The sequence below is a fragment of the Mucilaginibacter jinjuensis genome (genome assembly GCF_028596025.1).
In the GTDB taxonomy this organism is placed as follows: Bacteria; Bacteroidota; Bacteroidia; order Sphingobacteriales; family Sphingobacteriaceae; genus Mucilaginibacter; species Mucilaginibacter jinjuensis.
Window position 1 is genome coordinate 2,946,300 of sequence record NZ_CP117167.1, and the last position, 23,779, is coordinate 2,970,078.

Annotated in this window: 21 protein-coding genes; all 21 read left to right on the forward strand. The window is 37.6% G+C overall.

Annotation, left to right across the window (positions count from 1 at the left end):
- The 21 genes from PQO05_RS13265 (at position 1) to PQO05_RS13365 (ending at position 23,721) form a co-directional block, all read left to right on the forward strand.
- Positions 1-1,083 (forward strand): GumC domain-containing protein, encoded by a 1,083-nt coding sequence (locus tag PQO05_RS13265; protein ID WP_273633399.1) that lies wholly within the window; start codon positions 1-3, stop codon positions 1,081-1,083.
- A gap of 219 nt (positions 1,084-1,302) precedes the next feature.
- On the forward strand, positions 1,303-2,688 hold the full coding sequence (locus PQO05_RS13270; RefSeq protein WP_273633400.1) for a flippase: 1,386 nt from the start codon (positions 1,303-1,305) through the stop codon (positions 2,686-2,688).
- Between the two features lie 253 nt (positions 2,689-2,941).
- Positions 2,942-3,952 (forward strand): hypothetical protein, encoded by a 1,011-nt coding sequence (locus PQO05_RS13275; protein ID WP_273633401.1) that lies wholly within the window; start codon positions 2,942-2,944, stop codon positions 3,950-3,952.
- A gap of 79 nt (positions 3,953-4,031) precedes the next feature.
- On the forward strand, positions 4,032-4,994 hold the full coding sequence (locus PQO05_RS13280) for a glycosyltransferase family 2 protein (protein WP_273633402.1): 963 nt from the start codon (positions 4,032-4,034) through the stop codon (positions 4,992-4,994).
- Complete coding sequence (locus tag PQO05_RS13285) at positions 4,994-5,875, forward strand: glycosyltransferase family 8 protein (protein ID WP_273633403.1); 882 nt, start codon at positions 4,994-4,996, stop codon at positions 5,873-5,875. Before PQO05_RS13280 ends, PQO05_RS13285 begins: the two co-directional genes overlap by 1 nt.
- A 14-nt stretch (positions 5,876-5,889) precedes the next feature.
- Positions 5,890-7,005 (forward strand): UDP-galactopyranose mutase, encoded by a 1,116-nt coding sequence (gene glf / locus PQO05_RS13290; protein ID WP_273633404.1) that lies wholly within the window; start codon positions 5,890-5,892, stop codon positions 7,003-7,005.
- Between the two features lie 6 nt (positions 7,006-7,011).
- Entirely contained in the window at positions 7,012-7,902 is an 891-nt protein-coding gene (locus PQO05_RS13295; RefSeq protein ID WP_273633405.1) for a glycosyltransferase family 2 protein, read from the forward strand.
- Between the two features lie 5 nt (positions 7,903-7,907).
- Complete coding sequence (locus PQO05_RS13300) at positions 7,908-8,789, forward strand: glycosyltransferase family 2 protein (protein WP_273633406.1); 882 nt, start codon at positions 7,908-7,910, stop codon at positions 8,787-8,789.
- 30 nt (positions 8,790-8,819) lie between these two features.
- Positions 8,820-9,932 carry a UDP-galactopyranose mutase gene (glf, locus tag PQO05_RS13305; RefSeq protein WP_273633407.1) on the forward strand — a complete coding sequence of 371 codons (1,113 nt, stop codon included), beginning with the start codon at positions 8,820-8,822 and terminating at the stop codon, positions 9,930-9,932.
- A gap of 17 nt (positions 9,933-9,949) precedes the next feature.
- Positions 9,950-10,987, forward strand: a complete 1,038-nt coding sequence (locus PQO05_RS13310; RefSeq protein ID WP_273633408.1) for a glycosyltransferase — start codon at positions 9,950-9,952, stop codon at positions 10,985-10,987.
- A 25-nt stretch (positions 10,988-11,012) separates the two neighbouring features.
- Positions 11,013-12,182, forward strand: coding sequence for a glycosyltransferase family 4 protein (locus PQO05_RS13315; protein WP_273633409.1), 1,170 nt, complete (start codon positions 11,013-11,015; stop codon positions 12,180-12,182).
- A gap of 30 nt (positions 12,183-12,212) precedes the next feature.
- Positions 12,213-13,604, forward strand: a complete 1,392-nt coding sequence (locus PQO05_RS13320; protein ID WP_273633410.1) for a hypothetical protein — start codon at positions 12,213-12,215, stop codon at positions 13,602-13,604.
- Between the two features lie 24 nt (positions 13,605-13,628).
- Positions 13,629-14,714, forward strand: a complete 1,086-nt coding sequence (locus PQO05_RS13325) for a glycosyltransferase family 4 protein (RefSeq protein ID WP_273633411.1) — start codon at positions 13,629-13,631, stop codon at positions 14,712-14,714.
- A gap of 37 nt (positions 14,715-14,751) precedes the next feature.
- Positions 14,752-15,867: a glycosyltransferase family 4 protein gene (locus PQO05_RS13330; RefSeq protein WP_273633412.1), complete on the forward strand. Its 1,116-nt coding sequence runs from the start codon at positions 14,752-14,754 to the stop codon at positions 15,865-15,867.
- Positions 15,868-15,985: 118 nt separating this feature from the next.
- Entirely contained in the window at positions 15,986-17,335 is a 1,350-nt protein-coding gene (locus tag PQO05_RS13335) for a sugar transferase (RefSeq protein WP_273633413.1), read from the forward strand.
- A gap of 108 nt (positions 17,336-17,443) precedes the next feature.
- On the forward strand, positions 17,444-18,181 hold the full coding sequence (locus PQO05_RS13340) for a hypothetical protein (protein ID WP_273633414.1): 738 nt from the start codon (positions 17,444-17,446) through the stop codon (positions 18,179-18,181).
- A gap of 266 nt (positions 18,182-18,447) precedes the next feature.
- Positions 18,448-19,578, forward strand: a complete 1,131-nt coding sequence (locus PQO05_RS13345; protein WP_273633415.1) for an AI-2E family transporter — start codon at positions 18,448-18,450, stop codon at positions 19,576-19,578.
- 387 nt (positions 19,579-19,965) lie between these two features.
- Positions 19,966-21,018: a glycosyltransferase gene (locus PQO05_RS13350; RefSeq protein WP_273633416.1), complete on the forward strand. Its 1,053-nt coding sequence runs from the start codon at positions 19,966-19,968 to the stop codon at positions 21,016-21,018.
- Between the two features lie 89 nt (positions 21,019-21,107).
- On the forward strand, positions 21,108-22,772 hold the full coding sequence (locus PQO05_RS13355) for a glycoside hydrolase family 1 protein (RefSeq protein WP_273633417.1): 1,665 nt from the start codon (positions 21,108-21,110) through the stop codon (positions 22,770-22,772).
- 1 nt (position 22,773) lies between these two features.
- On the forward strand, positions 22,774-23,190 hold the full coding sequence (locus PQO05_RS13360) for an SET domain-containing protein-lysine N-methyltransferase (protein ID WP_273633418.1): 417 nt from the start codon (positions 22,774-22,776) through the stop codon (positions 23,188-23,190).
- A gap of 66 nt (positions 23,191-23,256) precedes the next feature.
- Positions 23,257-23,721: a hypothetical protein gene (locus PQO05_RS13365; protein WP_273633419.1), complete on the forward strand. Its 465-nt coding sequence runs from the start codon at positions 23,257-23,259 to the stop codon at positions 23,719-23,721.
- Positions 23,722-23,779: the final 58 nt, after the last annotated feature.

A 23,779-nucleotide genomic window follows, 5' to 3' on the forward strand; every position in this document is an offset into this window, starting at 1 on the left:
GTGAGAGAAACAGTTGACATGGCGCCGGTTAATGACGAAGGTATAACCCTTAAAGAAGTTATTTATAAGCTACAAGGCTCATTCTATTACCTTAAAAAAAAGTGGGGTTGGATTGTCATATTTACTTTAATTGGGACGATATGCGGTCTAATGTATGCACTAAGAAAAAAAGCGCTCTATGAAGCCGTGGTAACTTTTGCTCTGCAAGATGATCAGATACAGGGTGGAGCTGGATTATACACCGGATTGGCCAGCCAGCTGGGCATGGATATGAGTACATCCGGCAGTGGCCCCTTTGCGGGCGACAACGTATTAAGCCTTTTAAAGTCAAATTCGATGATAGAAAAAACCCTTTTAACTACGGTGAACTACAAAGGGAAAGATATGACTTTGGCCGAATGCTATATACAATTCAATGAACTTCGCCAGGAATGGCAGAAAGACCCTGAGCTTAAGAGCATAAACTTCCCGGCAAATTCTAACGAAGATAAGTTTAGCTTGAAGCAAGATAGCGTGATGAAGATTTTTTATAAATCTATCGTCAAAAATAATTTGGTCATTGAAAAAGTTGATGAGGCGACCAATATCATATCTGTGACTGTTAATACCGGCGATCAGTTATTTTCAAAGTTATTTTCTGAAGCGTTGATCAACGAGGTGTCAAAGTTTTATATAGAAACCAAGACCCAAAAAACGGTAGAAAATGTGCTGATACTTCAACACCAAACAGATTCTGTACGAAGAGAAATGAACATGGCCATAAGCGGCGTGGCAAGCAGCAGCGACCAGAACCCTAATCCCAATCCTAATATGCAGGTGCTGCATGTAGGTGCTCAGCGAAAAAATTTCGACGTGCAGGTAAATCAAACTATTCTGGCAGAATTAGTTAGAAATCTGCAAACCGCAAAAGTAACATTGCGAAAAGAAACACCTTTAATCCAGATTATCGACAGGCCGAAATTGCCACTTGACATCAAGGTCTTCAGTAAGTTTAAAGGAATGATAGTCGGCGGACTTATGGGGGCAGTTTTAACAATTGTTACATTATTAGTTAGCCGGTTTATAAAGAAAACGATGGAATAAGCCATCGGCTTTGCTTCTTCTTTTAAGTCCTGTAAACCGAGTTTCAACGATGGCTATGAAGACCTGGTAGCTTAATAAGCATTACAAATACTGCTGACAAAACGAATTAATTCTCTGATCAGAATAGTGCGGACAAATCACTAAATATTATATCCAAATAAGTACATGAGCTTAAGGAAAAATTTAATAGTTAATTCAATTTTAACTTCTTCAAATATTTTGTTTCCGCTAATAACGTTTCCATACGTTACACGCATACTTTCAAATGATAGTTATGGCAGAATTTCATTTATTGACGCATTTACAGGTTATTTTTTAATCTTCTCCTCATTAGGGATACCGTATTACGGTGTTAGAGAAATTGCAAAAGTTAAAAATGATCCGCCCCGTTATACCAAGCTTGTTATTGAACTCGCCGGCCTGCAGTTAAGCCTGGCTATCATTTTTTCGGCCATGTTTCTGATCATGCAGTTTTTTATACCGGCCATACATCGTAATGTAGACCTGGTTAAAATATCCTGCCTGATTATTATCGGCTCTGCATTCTCGATTGACTGGTTTTTTCAGGGGACTGAAAATTTCACTTATATCACCAGCAGGTCATTGTTTACAAAAACGTTAAATGTAATCAGCATTCTCATTTTCGTCAAGGCCTCCGATGATCATTATGTTTATTATTTAATATCGGGGTTAACCATATTGATCAACTCCAGCTGGAACTTTTATTATTTTGTTAGAAAATTTGCGACCAAGTTTGATGAGCGGCTAAGTATAAAACCACATATAAAGCCTTTGCTTATACTTTTTAGCATTAATGTATCAGTAAGTGTATACACGGTATTAGACACTATTATTTTAGGGCTTTTTACCAATCCGGCAACTGTTAGTTTATATAGCGTACCCTTAAAACTCGTTAAAATGTTTTTAATGGTAGTAAGTGGCATTGGCGTAGTGATGATACCCCGAATAGCGAGTTTGTTTGTTAATGACGATAAAGACGCCATTACAAATCTCATTAAGAAATCATTCAACATCATTTTTCTCTTAACCATACCTTTCTCTGTTTTTTGTATGGTTTTTCCTAAAGAGATACTTTTTGTGCTGTCGGGCCAAAAGTATTTGATGTCGGCAGGCGCATTAAGGGTATTGGCTTTAGTGCCGCTTATCATCGGTTTTTGTAGTGTACTCGGCACACAATTTCTTATGCCTATAGGGCAAGAAAATAAGATCTTGCACGCTACCATCATCGGTTTGGTTATTAGCTTATTATTAAACTTCTTACTAATCCCACATTTAAAACATATCGGTGCCTCAATTGCCTGCCTTGCTGCCGAAACGGCGGTTTGTATATACATCTATTTCTCGGCACGCAAGCGCACGGTTATACAATTAGACTACCGGCTCCTGCTGCATATAGGAGTAAGCTTAACAATAAGCGTATTAGCAGGAGTAGCATTACGCGGGCATTTGCATGAAATTGTAGTATTATCAACTTCCTGCGCGTCTTATGTTATCATATTTATTCTACTACAATATACCATTTTTAAGAATGAGTTTGTTGACTCCCTTTTACATTTTAAGAAATTAACAGCCTCTAAAGTTTAACAAGATTGCAACTATTGTAAATTTTTATCACAGTAAAATTTTAATAATAATAGTTTAAAAATTTTCATAAATATTAAAACCATGTGATGGGGAGATTGTTGGGTATAAGGAGATAAAACGAATATCGAACTGATCGATGAGAAGTGGATTGCCAAATTATGCGATTTACCGGATTGGATTTTTGAGGTGCCGTTAGAGCAGAGATCTGGTATAATAATAAGCATACTTAATACACTTAATCGATTAGTAAAATATGGTAGAAAAAATCTACGTGGCGTGCCCGGCAAGTTTTAAAACCGGCGGAACTGAATCTATACATCAGCTTGTTTATAATTTGAATAAGTTTTTTGGGATCAAAACATACGTTTATTACGTAAATTATAACCCCAAAAAAACAGAAAACCCCACAGCAGATGCTTTCTCAATTTATGTGGGTTCCGACGAATGGGTGGACGCATCAGGCGTAGAAGATTCGGAAAAGAACTTGCTTATTATACCTGAAATGGAAACTCCTTATCTGGAGAACTTTAAAAAAATAAGGAAATGCATCTGGTGGTTAAGTGTCGACAACTTCTTTGTATACAACACGGCACCTAAATCAAAGCCACTATTTTACATCAAACATTACTTAAAAAAGGTACTTGGAAAAACATCGCTTGAATATGAGAAACTAATGTTTAATGAGTTTAGCGCCGATTTTCATTTGGTACAATCTTATTATGCAGCCCAATTTTTAAAAGAATTGAATATTAAGAATATCTATTCCATACCAGATTATATCCACGAAAACTATATAGCAGAAACCAAGTCGATTAACCTCGACCTGAAAGAGGATATAGTAGCCTATAATCCGGCAAAGGGCTATGAGTTTACAGCTAAGCTAAAAGCTATGGCCCCCAATATTCGTTGGGTACCCATTGTAAAAATGACTAATGAAGAGGTTTTTCAGCTGTTAGCTAAGGCCAAGGTATATATTGATTTTGGTAATCACCCCGGAAAAGACAGGATACCCCGTGAAGCTGCTTTGGCAGGTTGCTGCTTAATTACCGGGAAAAAAGGTTCTGCAGGCAATCCATACGACGTAGCCATCCCTGCAAAATACAAACTAGATGAAACAGAGGCTCCTGCTATCATTGCTCTAATCAGGGAGATTTTCAGCAACTACAAGAGCCAGTCTAACAAGTTCAATAGTTATTTAGAAATATTAAATAATGAAAAAGCGGTGTACCTCAAAGAGGTAGGTGATTTTCTTAAAATCCTTTAATCTGAAATGAATAACCATCGCCAACTATATGTTTACAGTACTTGTAAAAACGGGCACTTAAATTAAATACAATCAATCAATGGCGCTCGTTTCAGTTATCATTCCTAATTACAATCATGCTCGCTATTTACCGCAAAGGATTAATTCTGTTTTAAATCAGACTTATCAGGATTTTGAGCTCATTATTTTAGATGATTTTTCTACAGATGGTAGCAGGGAGGTTATTGAGCAATACCGTAATCATCCGAAGGTTAGCCATGTCGTTTTTAATGAGGTTAACAGCGGGAGCACATTTAAGCAATGGAAAAAAGGTATTGAGCTTTCGTCGGGCGATTATATATGGCTTGCCGAAAGTGACGATTATGCCGGAGATGTATTACTGGATACTTTGATGAAACCATTGGAAACTGATGAAAACGTCTTGTTGTCCTATTGCCAGTCGCTAATTGTAGATGAAAATAATGATGCATTATTTCTATGCGACTGGGCAGATCCATTGGATAAAGATAAGTGGAAACATGACCATATTGAAGATGCAGAAAAGGAACTCGACAGCTATTTGAGATATAGGAATACAATCCCTAATGCGAGTGCAGTTGTATTTAGGAAACCTAAAGACCTATCCGTATTTGATGATATCGTAGGGATGAAATTTAGCGGGGATTGGTTATTCTGGAAAAGACAATTAAGCCGCGGGGGGAAAATTGCTTTTTCGCAACTAGTGCTAAATTTTTTCAGGATGCATCCTCAAACTACCAGGCATTTGCTCAGCATGGAAAAAGAAAAGCAACGGGTTAAAGAGCTGAGCTTATTTGTTGATCAGGACAGTTATTCTGTATTTGACAAGCGCTATGACTGGATGCTGATCTTTTGGTTCGAACATCGGTCTGCTTATAAAGGCACGCTCCAGTATTTTATACCCGGTTTTCCGGTAAAAATGCAAATCAGGACTTACATCTTGGTTTTAGATAAAATTTTAAAAAGGATCAAAAAATCCTTGTTTCCGTTAATGCCAGTAAAAACACAATATCAAAGCAGTTAATGAAACCATTCTTAAACGTAATTTTTACAATAGATCAGAAATTTCTACAGCATTTTTCAGCAGCAATTGTATCCCTGCTGGAGAATAACAGGGATATTGATTTTAACGTATTTATTATTCATGATATTGAAAAAACGGAAACACTCGATAATCTGGTTCAATTTATTAAGTCGAAATATAACGTTCGTTTAAACCTGATCTTTTTAGATAATTCAATATTTGAAAATTACCGGGTTTCGTTGCATTATTCGAAAGCGGTTTATTTCCGTTTATTGTTCACAGAAATTCTGCCTAAAACAATTGACAAGGCCCTCTTTCTTGACTCCGATCTGATTGTTACTGGCTCTGTAAAAGAACTGGCTGAGTATCAATTTAAAGATGAATATCTATTGGCTGTTGATGATGCTGAGGTAACCAGCCATGTTGAACGCTTAAACAAGTTAGGGTTTCCTATAAAAAGATACTTTAACGCGGGTGTGCTGCTGATTAATTTTAAAGCATGGCGTGCCGATGGTGTAGCCGGTGAGTTTATCGGTTTAGCCAATCAATATATGGATAAGTTAGAATGGTGGGACCAGGATATACTAAACATGTATTTCTACAATGGCTGGCAACCGATGAACCCGAAATATAATGCTATCCACTTACGTAAAAAGCTGCCACAACTCCCTGTTGTTGTGCATTATGCGGGCCCTTCAAAGCCGTGGTTGTATATCCATGAGCATCCGTACAAGAATTTATATTGGGAATACCTCAAACTAACCCCATTTAAAAATACAAAATACCAAGACTATAGCTTTAAAGAGTTTATCCGGAAAGGCTATATAAAAATACTGAACCTTTTCCATTTACGGCCGCAGGCTGTTTTTAAAGATATCTAATAAATTAATTACAAATGTTTGATTACCTAATTGTTGGTGCCGGTTATTCTGGAAGCGTTTTAGCAGAACGGATAGCCAAAGAGCTAAACAAAAAAGTTTTAGTAGTAGACCGGAGAAGCCACATTGCCGGTAATGCCTATGATCATTATAATGAGGATGGCATTCTGGTACATAAATATGGCCCTCACTGGTTTCACACCAACGATAAAAAGGTGTTCGACTACCTTTCCGAATTTACAGAATGGAGGTTTAATTATCATAGGGTTAAAACTTATGTTGATGGCCGTTTGCTGCCTATCCCTATTAATATGGATACATTGAATGAGCTGTACGGGCTTAAACTACAATCACCGGAAGAAGTGCAGGCATTTTTTGATGGTGTTAAGGTTGATACCGGTAATCCTGCCAATTCGGAAGAAATGGTGATCAGCCAGGTGGGGGAGGATTTGTACAAAAAGTTTTTTAAAGGTTATACTTTAAAACAATGGGAAATAGATCCTAAAGATTTAGCAGCCAGCGTTACAGCCCGTATACCAACACGCACTAACAGGGACGATCGTTATTTTACAGACACTTACCAGGGCGTACCTAAGCATGGGTATACAGAAATGTTTAGCAAAATGCTGGATCACCCTAATATCTCTGTAATGCTGCAAACCGACTACAAGGATATTATCGGAAAAATAGAGTTTGGTAAAATGATTTACTCAGGTCCGATTGATTCCTTTTTTGACTACAAGTTTGGAAAGCTGCCATACCGGTCTTTACGCTTCGAGCATGAGACTTTTAACCAGGAAAATTACCAAAGCCATCAGCAGATCAATTATCCTAATGATTACGATTTTACACGTATAGTGGAGTGGAAACATGCCACCGGTCAGAAAAGCCCGGTAACCACCATTACCCGCGAATATTCATTACTGGCAGAAGAGGGCATGGAAAAATATTATCCGATACCAAAAGAAGACAACCACGAATTGTACAAGCAATACAAAGCAGAGGCCGATAAACTTGACGATGTGATTTTTTGCGGCCGCTTAGCCGACTATAAATATTACAACATGGATCAGGTTGTGGCACGCGCGCTTATGTTGTTTGAAAAGAAATTGAGTAACACGCATCAGGAGTAATAAGATATGAAAGCATCTTTTGTAATTGTAAATTATAATCGTAGAGATGAGTTGTTAATTACGATTCAGAAAACTAAAGACCTCGTAGCCAATTACAAGGAGCAATATGAGATCGTTATCGTGGATAATGGATCAACAGACGGAAGTGCTGAAGCCGTTGCTACACAACACCCGGACGTAGTTTTGTTAGCCCAAAAAGTAAATACCGGCGCACCGGCCTGGAACTATGGTTTTGATGCTGCCAAAGGTGATTACTTTATTATCATTGATGATGATAGCCACATAGAATCGGGCCTGGAAGATGCCATGTATTATATGGATGCCCATCCGAAAATAGGTGTGTTAGCGCTCAACGTTTTAACCGGCCCTTATACAAGTGCAGGCTGGAACATGCAGGAAGATAAAAACATCATCGGCTTTATTGGTTGTGGTGCTGTATTAAGACGTGAAACTTATGAAAAAATTGGCGGATACGCCGACTGGATTTTTCTGTACGTAAACGAGTGGGATTATGGCTTGCGTTGTACCAATGCAGGTTATACCGTGCAGTACTATGATAACTGCAAAGTGATACATCGTACCAGTAGTTTAAATCGTACAACCAAGCGTTTAAAAGTATTGGTAACCAAGCACGAACTGGGTATTGTTTATAAACACTTCTCTACCCATCGATGGAAATACATGGGGCGTATTATGTTTACCAACCTTAAAGTAATTAAGGGCTTGAGTTTTAAAGATGCCTGGTGGTCTGTATTGGGTGCATTGCAGTTTTTAAAAATGAGATCATCATTGGTGCGCACCCCGGTATCTGCTGATGCACAAGCATTATATGTAAAAGCTTTTCCTGGTACCCGCAATTCTGTATTTGCATTTCTGAATAAATCATCTAAATCATAAATGCAGTGGAAATACCTCAAACTATAAAAATTTCTTTTGTCATCCTCAATTTTAATCGCGAAAAAGAGCTGCTGCATACTATTAAAAAGACTTATGATTTAATGCAGGGCAAGTATGATTACGAAATAATTGTTGTTGACAACGCCTCTGCTGATGGAAGTATTAGTGCAGTAAAAGCAGCATTTCCAGCTGTGAAACTGATTGAACGTACCAAAAATATCGGTGTTGCCGGATGGAACGATGGTTTCGCTCACGCTGTAGGAGCATATATGGTTGTGTTGGATGATGACAGTAATGTAGAAAGCGGGCTCGATTCAGCAATTCACTACATGGATCTGCATGATGAAGTTGGTGTACTGGGCTTAAATATTACAGGCGGTGCATTTCAAACTGATGACCATATAGATCTGCAGGACTATACAGACTTTATTGGTTGCGGTGCAATAATCCGAAAAAAGTTGTATGACAAAATAGGCGGATTTGCCGAGTGGTTATTTATTTATACCCACGAATGGGAATATGGTCTAAGATGTCTGGATGCAGGGTACAAAGTACGATATTATGCCAGCTGTCATATAATTCATCGCACTAGTGCTTTGAATCGCACACCTAAACGGTTAAAGGTTTTTTCGACCCGGAATGAGTTGGCTATAGTCTACAAGTATTTTTCTGAAGAAACCCGCGGTAAGTATATGAACCGGGTAATATTAAACAATATTAAGGGGGTTTATAAATATGGTCTCCATACTATCCCATGGTTTTTTGAAGCTTATAAAGAATTCAAAAAGCTTAAAGGGCAATTGGTACATACACCTGTAAAGAGAGAGATAGAAGACTTCTCCGGGAAAAACATCGGCTCGACAAGGCCATTTTTAAATATTTATTAATGCCAAAAGCGGCATTGTTAACAAGCTATTATGTCATCAAAACAATATGATTATTTAATCATCGGCGCAGGGTTATTTGGAAGTGTATTTGCGCACGAAGCAAGTAAACGAGGTAAAACCTGCCTTATAATAGATAAACGTGCTCATTCGGGCGGAAATATCCATTGCGAAAATGTGGAGGGAATTAATGTACACAAGTACGGCGCGCATATTTTCCACACAAATGATAAAAGCATTTGGGATTATGTGAACTCATTTGTTGAGTTCAACCGTTATACCAATAGTCCGGTTGCTGTTTATAAAGACGAGTTGTACAACCTGCCGTTCAATATGAACACGTTTTATCAGTTATGGAACGTGCGCACTCCCGAAGAGGCTAAAGCAAAAATCCAGTCGCAAATAGACGAAGAGAACATTAGCGAACCCGCCAACCTCGAAGAACAGGCTTTAAATTTGGTTGGCCGGGATATCTATGAAAAATTGATTAAGGGCTACACAGAAAAACAGTGGGGCAGAAGCGCTACTGAACTTCCAGCATTTATTATTAAACGTTTGCCTGTTCGTTTTACTTATGACAATAATTATTTCAATGATAAATATCAGGGCATCCCAATAGGAGGTTATAACAAACTTACTGAAGGACTGGTAGCAGGAATTGAAATTAAACTCAATGTCGACTTTTTTAAAGATCGCGAATACTGGGAAGGTATTGCAGACAATGTGGTATTTACTGGCAATATAGACCAGTATTACGGTTACCAGTTCGGTTACCTGGAATATCGCAGTTTAAATTTTGAACATCAAACCTTGGATACGGAGAACTACCAGGGTAACGCCGTTGTTAATTATAACGAGCGCGAAGTACCTTATACCCGTATTATTGAACACAAACATTTTGAGTTTGGTGCCCAGCCTAAAACTGTGATTACAAAGGAATTCCCGCAGGAGTGGACTTTGGATAAAGAGCCTTACTATCCTATTAATGATACCCGTAACACCGAAGTTTTTAAAAAATACAAGGCTTTAGCTGATCAGGAAGACAAGGTAATATTTGGTGGCCGTTTGGCCGAATACAAATATTACGACATGCACCAAATCATTGGCTCTGCTTTAAAGACTGTAAAGGATGTTTTTAACGATTAAGAAAGACAGACAGTAAGATGTTGAAGCATAAATATCAGTTTACAATTTTTGAATACAGCGATCAGATCAATAATTCGGCCGCTACAAAAGCTGTGGCAGATTGTAATAAAATATTTACAGCATGCGGATATAAAGACTTTACACTTACCGTAAATAACGATGCGGGCAGAAAAGCGAAATTTTATCTGAATGCCTTTTTTGCCATAATTAAATTCTTAATTAAGGTAGAACGCGGTTCGGTAATAGGTATACAATATCCTATGCTTAACAATGTATTCAAATATTTTATTAAGGCTGCCAAATTAAAACGCATTAAGTTTTTCGGTATAACACATGATATAGAGTCCCTGCGTTTGGGCGGCACAGATAAACAATTGGTAAGCAAGGAAATTACAAATCTTAACTTTTACGATTGCCTTATTGTACACAACTACAAGATGCTGGGCTGGTTAAAAGAGCAGGGCATTAAATCGCCAATGGTGCCCTTGCAACTGTTTGATTATTTAAGTAATGATGAGGTAGTTAAAGAGCCAATCTTGTCTAATACCATTGTATTTGCCGGGAACCTCTCTAAAAGCACCTTCGTGTATGATTTAAATGAAGTGGGTAATTGGAGGTTCAATCTGTATGGCCCGAATCTTAAGCAAGATTTAATGGTGCAGGGTAATACCAATTGGCAAGGCGTTTACTCGCCAGATGCGGTTGTGCAGCATTTAACAGGTGATTTTGGCCTGATATGGGATGGTGAAAGTATTGAGCAGGGAGATGAAATTTGGGGCAATTACTTAAAATATAATAACCCGCATAAGTTTTCATTGTATTTGGCCGCGGGCTTGCCGGTTATTGCCCCGCGTAATTCTGCCATCGGCAAAATGATTACCGAAGAGCAGATAGGTTTTTTGATAGACAGTCTTCATGATTTAAATAATATTACTATCGATCCTGAACAATACAGGATGATGAAGAATAACTGCCTTAAAATCAGGTGTCAGGTTATTAAAGGCGACTACTTTAAGACTGCAGTTGAGATGGTAGAAAAACAATTGAGTATTTAATACTTAGGAAATATTTAGGTTGGATATGCAAAAGGTGCTTTATGTGTTTGGTGGCGAAAAAGCTTCGGGGGCTGAAATAGTTCTGGATAGGCTGATGCGTTATAACAAGCAGGTAGAACCTCATTTATTTATTTCGCCAGGCGATTATGCCGACAGGCTAATTAATGAACATCCGTATATCATAACGCCGAGTCAATATTTAAAGAAATTAAACCGCGTTAATGCCGGTTCTTTTGCGTTTATGTGGATGGCGCTTAGGAATTATTTGTTTCTATCTGCCAAAGTGCTGAGATACATTAAAAAGCATCAAATAAATATAGTACATGCTAATACCGTAGTTCCGGCATCGTACCTAATCCCGGCGTTGATTTGGTCGAAGGTTTTTTCCGGTAAAACAAAATGGATATGGAGCGATCACGATATTAACTTTTTTTCAAAGCTGGATCATGTTTTTGCAAGTACTAACCTTAAGTGGTATGATACTACCTTAACCGTTTCAAACGCCGTTAAGAATAAGTATAAAGATAAAAAAGATCAATCCAAAGCGTCAGTGCTGTACAATGGTTTGGACGTAGATCATTTTAAACCGGATCATTCAATCAGAAATCATTTTAGAAATGAACACGAAATAGATCCTGAAATATTGGTGTTTGGTATAGCCGGGAATTTATCGGTACGTAAAGGCCAGTTAGAATTGCTGGAGAGTATAATCCGCATCAGGGGAAAAAAAAATAACGTTTATCTACTGATTGCAGGGGGGCTAACAGACGAGGATCGGGACTATTCAGATCAAATTATAAGCTTGGTATCGCTACATCCACACACCGCCAAATATCTCGGTCAGGTTAAAGATATGTTGTCTTTTTACAATGGTTGCGATGTCATCGTCAACAACAGCAACATAGCCGGCAGCGAACCGTTGGGGACAACCATTTACGAAGCCATGGCGTGCGAAAAAATAGTTTTGGCATCTGATACCGGTGGGAGTAAAGAGATTATTGACCATTTAAAAAACGGACGTGTTTTTAAAGCAGAAGATGAGGGGGCGCTTGATACTGCTATTCAATATTGCATAGATGATCGCGGCAACCTGGATCAACTTAAAGTATCGGCACGTGAAAAGGTGATCGACGTATTTAATATTATTTCGATGGCCGATAATTATAACGGAGTTTTGAATCATTTATCTAAATAGTTTGTTTACAATTAGTTGTTGAGTGAATTGATGGAGAATTACGATTACTTTTTAGGGGCGATGAGATTTAATGTGGTTATGATAACCATTGATGTCTTATTGATCATTCAATTCTTCGTCTCCTGGTATATATCCTATAAAAAAACAGGTTGGGCTATTGATGTATGGAACCTTACCTTATTGATGACTTATTTTTTTCCGTTTTTAGTCTTATATCCCTTCGCATCATCAATTTTTAATGTTATATCGGTTGGTACACACGTTAAGGCTATTAGGGGGAGTATTAACCAAGCTTATTTTATTTCGCTGGTTGGTTATATGTCTTATTTTCTGGGTAGCCGTATTTTTAAGCTTTTTAAGTTTAAAACCCCTATTTATTGGGGTTTGATTTTGCCATTGAAAAATACAGTAGGCAAAGCCTATCAGCGTGTTCTGTTAAACAAGGATATTACAAAAATTATCTTCCTTATTTATTGTGCGGCATTAGCTATGATGCTCGCTGCGGCATACAAGGCAGGAAGTTTTAACAATCCCCGTGCGTTTTTCTATAAAGATGATAGCATCCGTGCCTATTATAACTTAACGGTATCACTTAGTGGTATAGTAAGTGGTATCATCATAGCGAGGATATTTCAATTCAATTTGCTTTCAGATAAGGTATATCTGGGTTTATTCATGTTTGTGAATCTGTTTATTGGATCAAGGAGTTTTGCTTTGAGCCCCTTGGCAAGCATGTTTACGCTGGCCATATTTCTGGTTTGGAAAGGCAGGATAAAAATAAAGCAAATGGCAATCTATGGGGGCGTAATTCTTGCCCTCGTTGTTGTACTAAGCAATTTTAGAGCGGGTAGCACACCCGTAAAGTCACATGCAAAAGAATTAAAAGGAGGCCCGTTGACAGAGATTTTATACGGTAATACCTTTTCAGATCTAAGGGATTTTGCATGGTGTTTATCTGCATGGAACGGGGATTACTATTACGGCAAAACCTATTTGTCGGCATTTATGTCTTTTGTGCCATCTACACTGTCACCATTTCGTACAGAATATGGGATTGGCAGAATTACGGCTAAACTGGGTGGCTTTAATCCCAAAGAACATCCGGGGCTTAGGCCGGGGATGTTTGGAGAATCTTACCTCAATTTGGGTCTGTTCGGGGTAATACTTGTAGGTATATTATTGGGATATGGCACCAGGTATATGGACTACAAATCAAAAATTGCTGCCTCTTCTAACAATAAACTCGAATTTTTTGTCGCAGGGGTAGGGGTTATGGTCATTAATAATCTTTCTATTACCTCGGGCTTTTTTACCGTGTACACCTTTGCCATTATCATTTGCCTGCTCTATGTAGTGAGGCTTTTCTTTAAATCATTTAAATCTATTCGTATTAATGCTACAACAATTAAACAAGGAATATAATGTCATATCAGGCTTAAGCATATTATGGTAAGTATAACAATTGATGCCCGAATGATCGATGCATCGGGAATAGGTGTATATCTTGAAAATATACTGGAACAAATCGTATCAGCTTATAAAGTAATACTTTTAGGAGATCCGGATAAATTAGCCGCTTATCAACATACAGCACAAATTATACCTTTTTTCGCACCCATCTATTCCATCAAAGAACAGATAGCATTTAAGAATATTATTCCTGAGTGTGATATTTTTTGGTCGCCGCATTATAATGTCCCTTTGTTTTCTATTAAGGCTAAAAAACGGGTGGCTACAATTCATGATGTTTATCATTTGGCTTTTAGCCAGGAACTTGGCTTGCTAAAGCGCCTATATGCCAGAATGGTAATGAATGTAGCAGTGAAATTAAGTAGTAGGATTATTACAGTTTCCGAATTTTCGAAAAAAGAACTGTTAAAGTATACGAAATCAGAAGACAATAAAATTACTGTTATTTATAACGGTGTTGATCATCATGTAAAAATCAACAGTTTTGAAGATTTAAAAGAAAAATATAAAATTCCCGACAAATACATTTTGTACGTAGGAAATGTTAAACCACATAAGAATTTAAGAAAACTTTTAGAAGCCTATTTATTACTCGATCCCTCTTTATATCAAAAATACAAAGTTGTTATTGTGGGTCAGAAACACGGATTTATTACAGGCGACTTAGCATTAATCAAATGGATCGATAATACCCCACGGTTAGCTGATAATGTAATATTTACCGGATTTGCAGACCATGAAGACATGGATACATTATACTATTATGCTTCTGTATTTGTATTTCCATCAATATATGAGGGCTTTGGATTGCCTCCCTTAGAAGCAATGGCGAATGGATGCCCGGTGATAGTTTCCAATGAAAGCTGTTTGCCGGAAATCTGTGGTGATGCAGCTTTATATTTTAATCCTTTTGATGAACGGGAAATCAGCAATAAGATTTCAACTGTACTAAAAAGTCGGACATTGCCCACTCAGCTCATTGAGCGAGGCATTCAGCACGCTTCGAAATTTAGCTGGGAGAAATCGGGTAGAATACACATCGGGTTGTTCAATAGCTTATGAGCATAAAAGTTTTATTTAATATTAAATCTATGAAAAATTGAGAGTAGCCTTAGTACATGAATGGCTAACCATTATCGGTGGGTCTGAAAATGTTTTTAAAGAAATTACGTCATTATTCCCAGAGGCTGATATTTTTACTTTGGTAGCACAGCCGGAAACAGTAACCAAGTTAGGTTTGCAAAATCATAAATTAACTACTTCATTTATCCAGTCGTTACCATTTGCCAAAACTAAATATCGTTCTTACCTGCCGCTTTTTCCATTAGCTATAGAGAGTTTTGATTTAAGTCAATACGATTTAATTATTTCCTCATCACATGCTGTGGCAAAGGGGGTTCTGGTTACTTCAAATCAGGTTCATGTTTGTTACTGCCATTCACCCATGCGGTATGCGTGGGATTTATACCATCAGTATTTAACTGAATCAAATTTAAACAAGGGTATAAAAGGTATGATAGCGAAGTTGGTGTTGCATAAAATGCGCACCTGGGACATTATCAGCGCAAACCGTGTCGATTACTTTATAGCTAACTCCAACTATATAGCCAAACGTATTAAAAAAGTTTACAGGAGAGAAAGCAAAGTCATATATCCTAATGTGGCTACAGAAAATTTTACACTTGTGACCGGTAAAGACGATTATTATTTCACATGCTCGCGGTTTGTACCTTACAAAAAAATAAGCCTGATTGTACAGGCTTTTGCCCAAATGCCTGATAAAAAATTAATAGTGATAGGCGATGGCCCCGAGTTTGAAAAAACTTTAAAAATGGCTACGCCAAACACAGTTTTACTGGGCTACAGACCTTTCGAAGATTTGAAAGAATATATGTCGAAAGCTAAAGCATTTGTATTTGCGGCAGAGGAAGATTTTGGCATTTTGCCGGTAGAAGCGCAAGCTTGCGGAACACCGGTAATAGCTTACCGAAAAGGTGGTGTACTGGAAACTGTAATTGAATACAAGACAGGTGTGTATTTTAATGAGCAGTCGATACAATCCATTGTAAATGCTGTGAATGAATTTGAAAAAACAGAAAGTAATTTTGATTATAAACTGATCGCTGAACATGCAAATCAATATTCAACAGGTCGTTTCAGGCAACAATTTTATGATTTCATTAAAAATGATGTTTTAACATCATTTACAACCTAAAGCTCTTTATCGTGGTATTGCTTTTGATGTTATAAAATTTTACTTCTTTTTAAAAAACTATCCTAATTATTAAGGTGGTTATTAAGACCGAGTAACAAATTTTATAATTAAATAAAATATGTCAATACGTTACTCAAAATATCTTCCGGGATTAGTATTTATATTAGATGTTGTTTTGTTGAATTTGGCGTTTCATTTAGGCCAGTTTTTAACTACAAAATCTTTTCACTTTAATTACAATTCATCAATTTTTATAGTAATAGCCAATTTAATATGGATTGCTTTATCTACGCTATCTAAAAATTATGTGATTAAACGGCCTTTAATTCTGCAGGACAACATCAACAAATATATGCTGACACTGATTTATCATTTGTTCATCGTATTTGCTGTTGTTTACGCGTTAAAAATCAATCAGGTTTCGCCGGTTTTTATATTTGAGAGTTATGGGCTTTTTTTTATTTCTGTATTTATTTTAAGATCTGTTTTATTTGCCGTCTTAGATTATATCAGGAAATATGGTTTCAATAACAGAAAAGTAATTGTTATCGGGGATGACAGTATCGCGAAACGTTTGATAAGTTCATTTGCTGATCACCCTGAATATGGGTACAGCCTCGTTGATTTGATACCTGAAGAAGAAATAACCGCGCTACCTGAGATGGAAATCTTTCGCCACCTGTTGTCAAAAGAACCCAATGAAATTTTTGTTTGCTATAAACAAATTGACAGCGAATGGCTGAAAAAACTGATTCTTTTCGCAGATACTAATTTTATTAAAATCAAATTAGTATCTGATCTATTCCTGAATAACAATTACGTTCATTTAGTTAACTATCACGATGTGCCTGTACTGCACATCACCTCGAAGGCCGAGGTTGGTTTAAAAATTCAACTATTGAAGCGCTCTTTTGATATTTGTTTTTCGTCTTTGGTTATGGTTGGTGGGCTACCGGTGTTTTTCCTATTATATATTGTAACTAAAACTACCTCTAATGGCCCGGCCTTTTATAAGCAGGAAAGAATCGGCAGAAATGGAAAGCCATTTAATATTTACAAATTTCGGAGCATGTATATAGATTCTGAAAAGCTGGGTCCGCAATTAGCTTTTGATAATGATCCAAGAATTACTAAATGGGGGAGGATAATAAGAAAAACACGGCTCGACGAATTACCTCAGTTTTGGAACGTTTTAAAGGGCGATATGTCCGTTGTAGGCCCAAGGCCAGAACGTCAGCATTTTATAGAAAAAATTGCTGAAAGGACACCTAACTATAAAACTCTACTATACTTGAAACCAGGATTAACTTCTATGGGACAGGTACATTATGGATATGCAGAAAACGTTGATCAAATGGTTGACCGCGTACCCTATGATATGCAATATCTCAAAAATGTAAGCTTGAACTCGGATATCTCGATTATTGCGAAAACTGTAAAAGTTATGGTACAAGGGAAGGGCAAATAATGTTAGCTTATTAATAGGTAAAAGTGATATCAACATTACTCTGAGTAAACTACAATAACCAATAATTATTAATGAATTTATTATTGCATACAGATTTGATTTCCAACAATGAATACGGCGGACAAGCAAATGATAAATATTAAAACAGTTAGGTTTGATAGAGGACTATTTATTGTAGCTATTTTAATCTGCTTAATTTTATCGGCGGCAATTTTATTATCTTTTAGTGCAGGACATCCCTTTAAGATTATATTATTGGGGAGTATAATTGCCTTTATAGTATCATACTGCAGTTATCCGTTTATCCTAAAATATTATACTTCACAAACTTCGCTGTTTTTTTCAGATTCAAGGCTTATAAAACAACAGGCCGATCAAGGTATGGTTGATTTTATTGATTGGGATGCGATGAAAAGTTATCAGATACATGCGTTTGAAAGCTTGTATGGGAGTGGTTTTACATTAACAGTTCACCCCAAAAAAGGGCCAAATCGAAAAATGTCATTTATTGGAGTAAGCTTGATGGATGACTACAATATTCAAAACCCCGGTTCATTAATATTTAAGCTCACCCAAAATATTAATGATTACAACAAGCAGCAGCTATCGCAAAATCAAATCTTATTGCTACCTGGCTTTTTTGCCTCAAGTTTATTAACCTATCTGCTATCAATATTTTCAGTATTGGTGCTATTGGCATTTGTTTTTTATTCAGTAAGTTATTTGAGCTCCGAAAATAAGTTAATTCTTTTTCTTTTCCCTGTGATCATCGCAACAACGTTTTATAGTAAAAGACGGAAAGCAAGAATTTTGTATGAAAAACTGTATAGGTTACATTCAAGATAACATGCTGCCCTAACCTGGTATTGATGAGCTGCAATTCCCTATGCTTTGCACATTTCAAAAATTTTATTTAATTAATTTTAACAGACATTTTTTCCAAACTTTGATGTGCCTTTGGCGTTAAGTTTGTCTGATCCTAGCAATTACCGGGAGTAAGAATCTCTTCACAATCTTTTCATTTCTGCCAATATTAATCAATCATGAAACAAATTTACTTTCGAATCTTATTATCTGCTTTTAGTATTAAGAACCATAATCTCAGATAGCCTATGGATATTCAACGATTTAAAGGGCTGCCTTTTTATTTAAAACTGGCATCCGTCCTCTTCAGCCTGATTGCAATGGTTTACATTGTAATTGTTGCTAAAGAAATCCTTTCACCGGTTATTTTTTCTTGTCTGTTCTCTATCTTATTATTACCATTTGCTGCATGGCTTGAAAATAAACTGCATTTGCCACGCAGTGCTGCTTCTATGTTGGCGGTACTTTGCCTATTGGCTTGTATAGGTGGTTTATTGTATGTGATAGGTTCACAGATATCAAATTTGGCGAGCGACTGGCCCCAGTTTCAGGATCAGTTACATAAAACTCAAGATGATATCATGAACTGGATCAGATCCAGCTTTCATGTAACTAAACATAAGCAGCTAACGTTTGTGGCCAACACAACCAATAAAGTTGTAGCCTCAGGTGGCTCGGTAGTAGGGGCAACGCTATTATCACTATCATCAGTTTTGTTATTCCTCGTCTTTACATTTATTTATACGTTTTTCTTTTTGCTTTACCGAAAACTGATTATGAAGTTTTTCGAATCTGTTTTTCAGGAAGAGAATAAAAAACTTGTGCACGATATTATAGAAAAAGTGCAGTTCATTATACGTAAATACATTATTGGTTTATTGATAGAAATGGCCATTGTGGCCACGGTGGTTAGTGTTGCCTTTATGTTATTGGGGGTTAAATACGCGATTCTTTTAGGCCTCATTACCGGACTATTTAACATCATTCCTTATTTAGGGATTTTTACAGCATTGGTGGTTAGCTCGGCGGTTACGCTGGCAACATCGCCATCGCAAGGAACTGTAATTTATGTAATGATTACACTGGTAATTACCCACCTGATTGATAGTAATGTATTGTTACCTATGGTTGTAGGCTCTAAGGTGAGGATCAATGCGCTGGTTACGGTACTCGGTGTTATTATAGGTGAAATGGTTTGGGGTATCCCGGGTATGTTTCTTTCTATCCCTGTAATTGCGGTTCTCAAAATTATATTCGACCGGGTAGAAAGTCTGCAATCATGGGGAATAATTCTCGGTGATGAAGATTACAAACAGAACAAACTTGCAAAAAAGCTCACGATTAAAAAGAAACCCGTTCTTACAGGTACCGGTGAATAGGATAGAATTTGTAAATATGAAGGATCTCCTCAATCTGCATATTCAAGCCAGTTTTAAAAAAATACTAATTGATTATTTTATATTGGAGATTATTTGCTGATTTCTCCGTAAAAGCCGACACCCAAGCCCCCTCTTTTGGGGGCTTTAATAATATACGGAAGTTGATTATATAAAATAATTAAATTGTAGTTTATTTTTTTTACTTCTAAAACATTTTTAACGCAAATTGCTTGTATTGATATACAAATCAATTATATGCAATTAATTAGTACATCGTCCGCGCAACTTACAGAACATACTTTTAACCGCTTGCCGGATAACCTGGTGTGCTTTTCGCATTTACGCTGGGATTTCGTTTTTCAAAGGCCACAGCATCTGTTAACCCGGATGGCTAAATCCATGAATATTTTTTATCTGGAGGAACCTGTTACAGCTGCTATTGAGTTTCCTCATTATGCTTATTCGTCACGTGGTCATCAGATAACCATAGTTACACCACAGCTACCCGAAGGACTTAACGAGGCTGATTCATTAAAGGTACAAAAGCAACTTTTTACTGAATTTATGGCCAACCGTGTTATAGCTGACTACGGCTTTTGGTATTACACACCTATGGCCCTTGAGTTTAGCAGGGGTTATCAGCCAGAAATAACTGTGTTTGATTGTATGGATGAATTGTCTGCGTTTAGATTTGCTCCTGAATCCCTCAAAGCTTTAGAAAAAGAGTTGATGCTAAAGGCAGATATCGTTTTTACCGGTGGGCATTCTTTATATGAAGCAAAGAAAAAACAGCATCATAACATCCATGCTTTCCCAAGCAGTATTGATAAATTACATTTTGCCAAGGCAAGGGATTTAAAACACAATAAACGTAAAACAACCATTAAACTTGGTTTTTATGGAGTTATTGACGAAAGGTTCGACATCGAACTTATTCGGGGAATAGTTAAGTTGCGCCCTGAATGGGAAATATTTTTAATAGGTCCTGTAGTCAAAATAGATCCTGTCACATTGCCCATAAGTAACAATATACATTATCAAGGTGCCAAAACTTACGCAGAACTGCCTGAGCTGATTGCGGACTGGGATTTGGCTTTGATACCATTCTTGCTAAACGAATCAACCCGGTTTATCAGTCCTACAAAAACGCCCGAATATTTAGCAGCCGGCCTGCCGGTTATCTCAACACCTATACGGGATGTAATTAATCCATACGGAAAATTCGGCTTGGTATCTATCGGTCATGATGCTGAAGATTTTGTTGCTTGCGCAGAAAACGAGTTAAATAGGGCCGATAATAAGGAATGGCTGCAAAAAGTAGACTTTTTCCTGGCCCATAATTCGTGGGATGAGACCTGTGATGCTATGACAACGCTGATGAACAACACCATTAAATCAACAGAAGTTGTTTATAATACTATAGCTAAATCTAATGTTTAGTTACAGGTTGTATAGTATGTATTGGGGATTAGCCTTTATGCAAGATATTTCTAAAATACAAGCCTGTGCAACTTACAAACCAACTATCAATGAGGTTACAGCCTGAACAGCAAGTTGAGATTTGGGGAGGGATGGAATGTACCATCAATCGGGTCAACGATGAGTATTTTGATCAGCTTAGTTACTCCGGTCATCGAACCAGAGAGGGTGACATCGATCTGTTTGCAGGACTTGGATTGAAAAAAATGCGTTATCCGGTGCTTTGGGAGAAGCATCAACCAGTTAAAAGTGAACCAATTGATTGGCAAGAAACTGAATCAAGGCTTCTATCGATGCGTTTCAACGACATTGATATAATTGCAGGCCTGGTTCATCATGGAAGCGGCCCCGCGTTTGTAAATATGTGCGACGACAGTTTTGCTGAAGGCCTTGCTCAATATGCCGGAGAAGTAGCTCAGAAATTTCCCTGGATAAATTATTATACCCCTGTAAATGAACCCTTAACTACCGCGCGTTTTTGCGGGTTATATGGGCTGTGGTATCCACATCAAAAGAACGACGTAAGTTTTTGCCGTATCCTGGTGAATGAGTGTAAAGCAACGATATTGGCAATGGCGGCAATAAGGATGTATAATCCTAATGCCAAACTGGTGCAAACGGATGACATGGGTAAGATACATAGTACCCCAGCTTTGGCCTATCAGGCCGTATTTGAAAATGAACGCCGCTGGTTAAGCTACGATTTGCTTTGCGGAAAGGTTAATCCCGAACATATTTTATGGGATTACCTGATTGAACAAGGTATCACAACGGCCGAACTTGAGTTTTTTACGCATAATGCATGCCCGCCTGATATTATCGGTATTAATTATTATTTAACGAGTGAGCGTTACATTGATGAAGGTAAGGATGATTATCCGTTGCATACACATGGAGGTAACGGCAAGCAAACGTATGCCGATGTAGAAGTGGTACGTGTAGGCAAAGTGCGCCCTGATGGGCTTAAAAAAATATTAAAAGAAACCTGGATGCGCTACCAGATTCCAATTGCGGTAACCGAAGTGCATTTACATTGTACGCGTGATGAGCAAATGCGGTGGCTGAAGCAAACATGGGATACAGCCAATATATTACGAAATGAAAATGTTCCTATCCTGGCTATAACGCCCTGGGCGCTATTGGGCTCATTCGGTTGGGACAGGTTGCTTACCCAACGATCTGGAACTTATGAATCTGGTGTTTTTGATCTCAGCGGTGGTTATCCCCGTCCCACTATCCTTGCAAATATGATTCGTGCTTACAGCAAGGGGGAAAGATTTGATCATCCAGCAATTTACAGTCCGGGTTGGTGGGAGACCGCTTGCCGGGTAGTTTACGGCGTGGATAGCTTTTTTGTACAACCAACTCCACCAGGCAAACTGTTAATTATTAGTGGGACACACTCTTCGCTTTTATCCAAAATATGTGGTATCCGCGGTCTTAATTATATAGACACGACAGGATCTGAGACTGAACCCATAGTTGATGCAGCAATCTGGGCCTCAATTCAGGTTAATGAATACATGGAAATTAACAGTGTTAGACAAGCTGATCTAATCATCTCATTAAACGGGGATGATCTATATCGCTCATTGAATGCAGGACTCGATCTTTTTATCGATGGAGAATCCGGAAACTGGAGGACAACTGGAAATGGCGCATTGCACAAAGAAATACCGGCTCTATTACCTGTTCATCATTTTTTAGTTGGCTGAAATGAATGAGTTGTTTGACTTGGCACTCGCGGACAATGGCAGGGGAGTTTTGTTTACAAAAGCTTCGCCCATACACGGTTATGGCCTTTTTACAAACGACGATCTGCCGGCGAATACCATCCTTTGCAGAAGGCTGGGCCTGCGGTCAGTATTATCATTCAGGGACAAACGCGCTATTATCGGCATTGACGGTTTAGACCCTGCGATACCAGAGGATGTGATATTTAAAAAAATAAATCATTCCTGCCATCCAAACGCATTTTTAAATGATACCGGTTGCCTGATTAACATCGAAAAGCTTAAAAACGAAGAAGAAATTACAATAGATTATTGCAACCTATTATATGATACACCGTGGCAAGCAGCTTGCTTATGCGGCCAGCCGAATTGCAGGGGCATTATTAAATCAAATGACTAATTATTTAGTATTTAAACACCAATAAATAAACAACAATTTATATATATAATCATTAATCCCCTATACATGGCAACTGAAAACAATCAACAAGAAATTACACCTTCAACAGAAATTTATAAAACCACAAGAGGCCAAATTGAACATTATGATAACGCCATTAATCAACGCGTAATTTGGCTCTCAATAGGGCAGTCCTTCTTTTTTGGGGTATATGCAACACTGGTAAGTATTAAAGCCCCTTCGCCAGACTTGTTATCTAAACAACAAATGCTGGCTACACTGCTCCCTTTTGCTGCGTTGCTCGCCGCAATATTTACCTTTTTTGATGTAATTGCCACATTGGCATATATGCGCAAATTAAGGGGCTATTACGAAAATGCAGCTTCAGGCATTGCTTCTGATGCCATTTATCCGCCCGTTTATGGACGCCCGATAGATCGTATATTTCAGCATATCTCACCAACATTGATACCGCTCGTTTTTATATTTACCTGGGTAATTATGTTACTCTATACTTACCATATTTTATAAGCCAGGCTAGTGTATATAATGGTATTTGTATAATGAATTTTATAGGTCGAAAATGGAA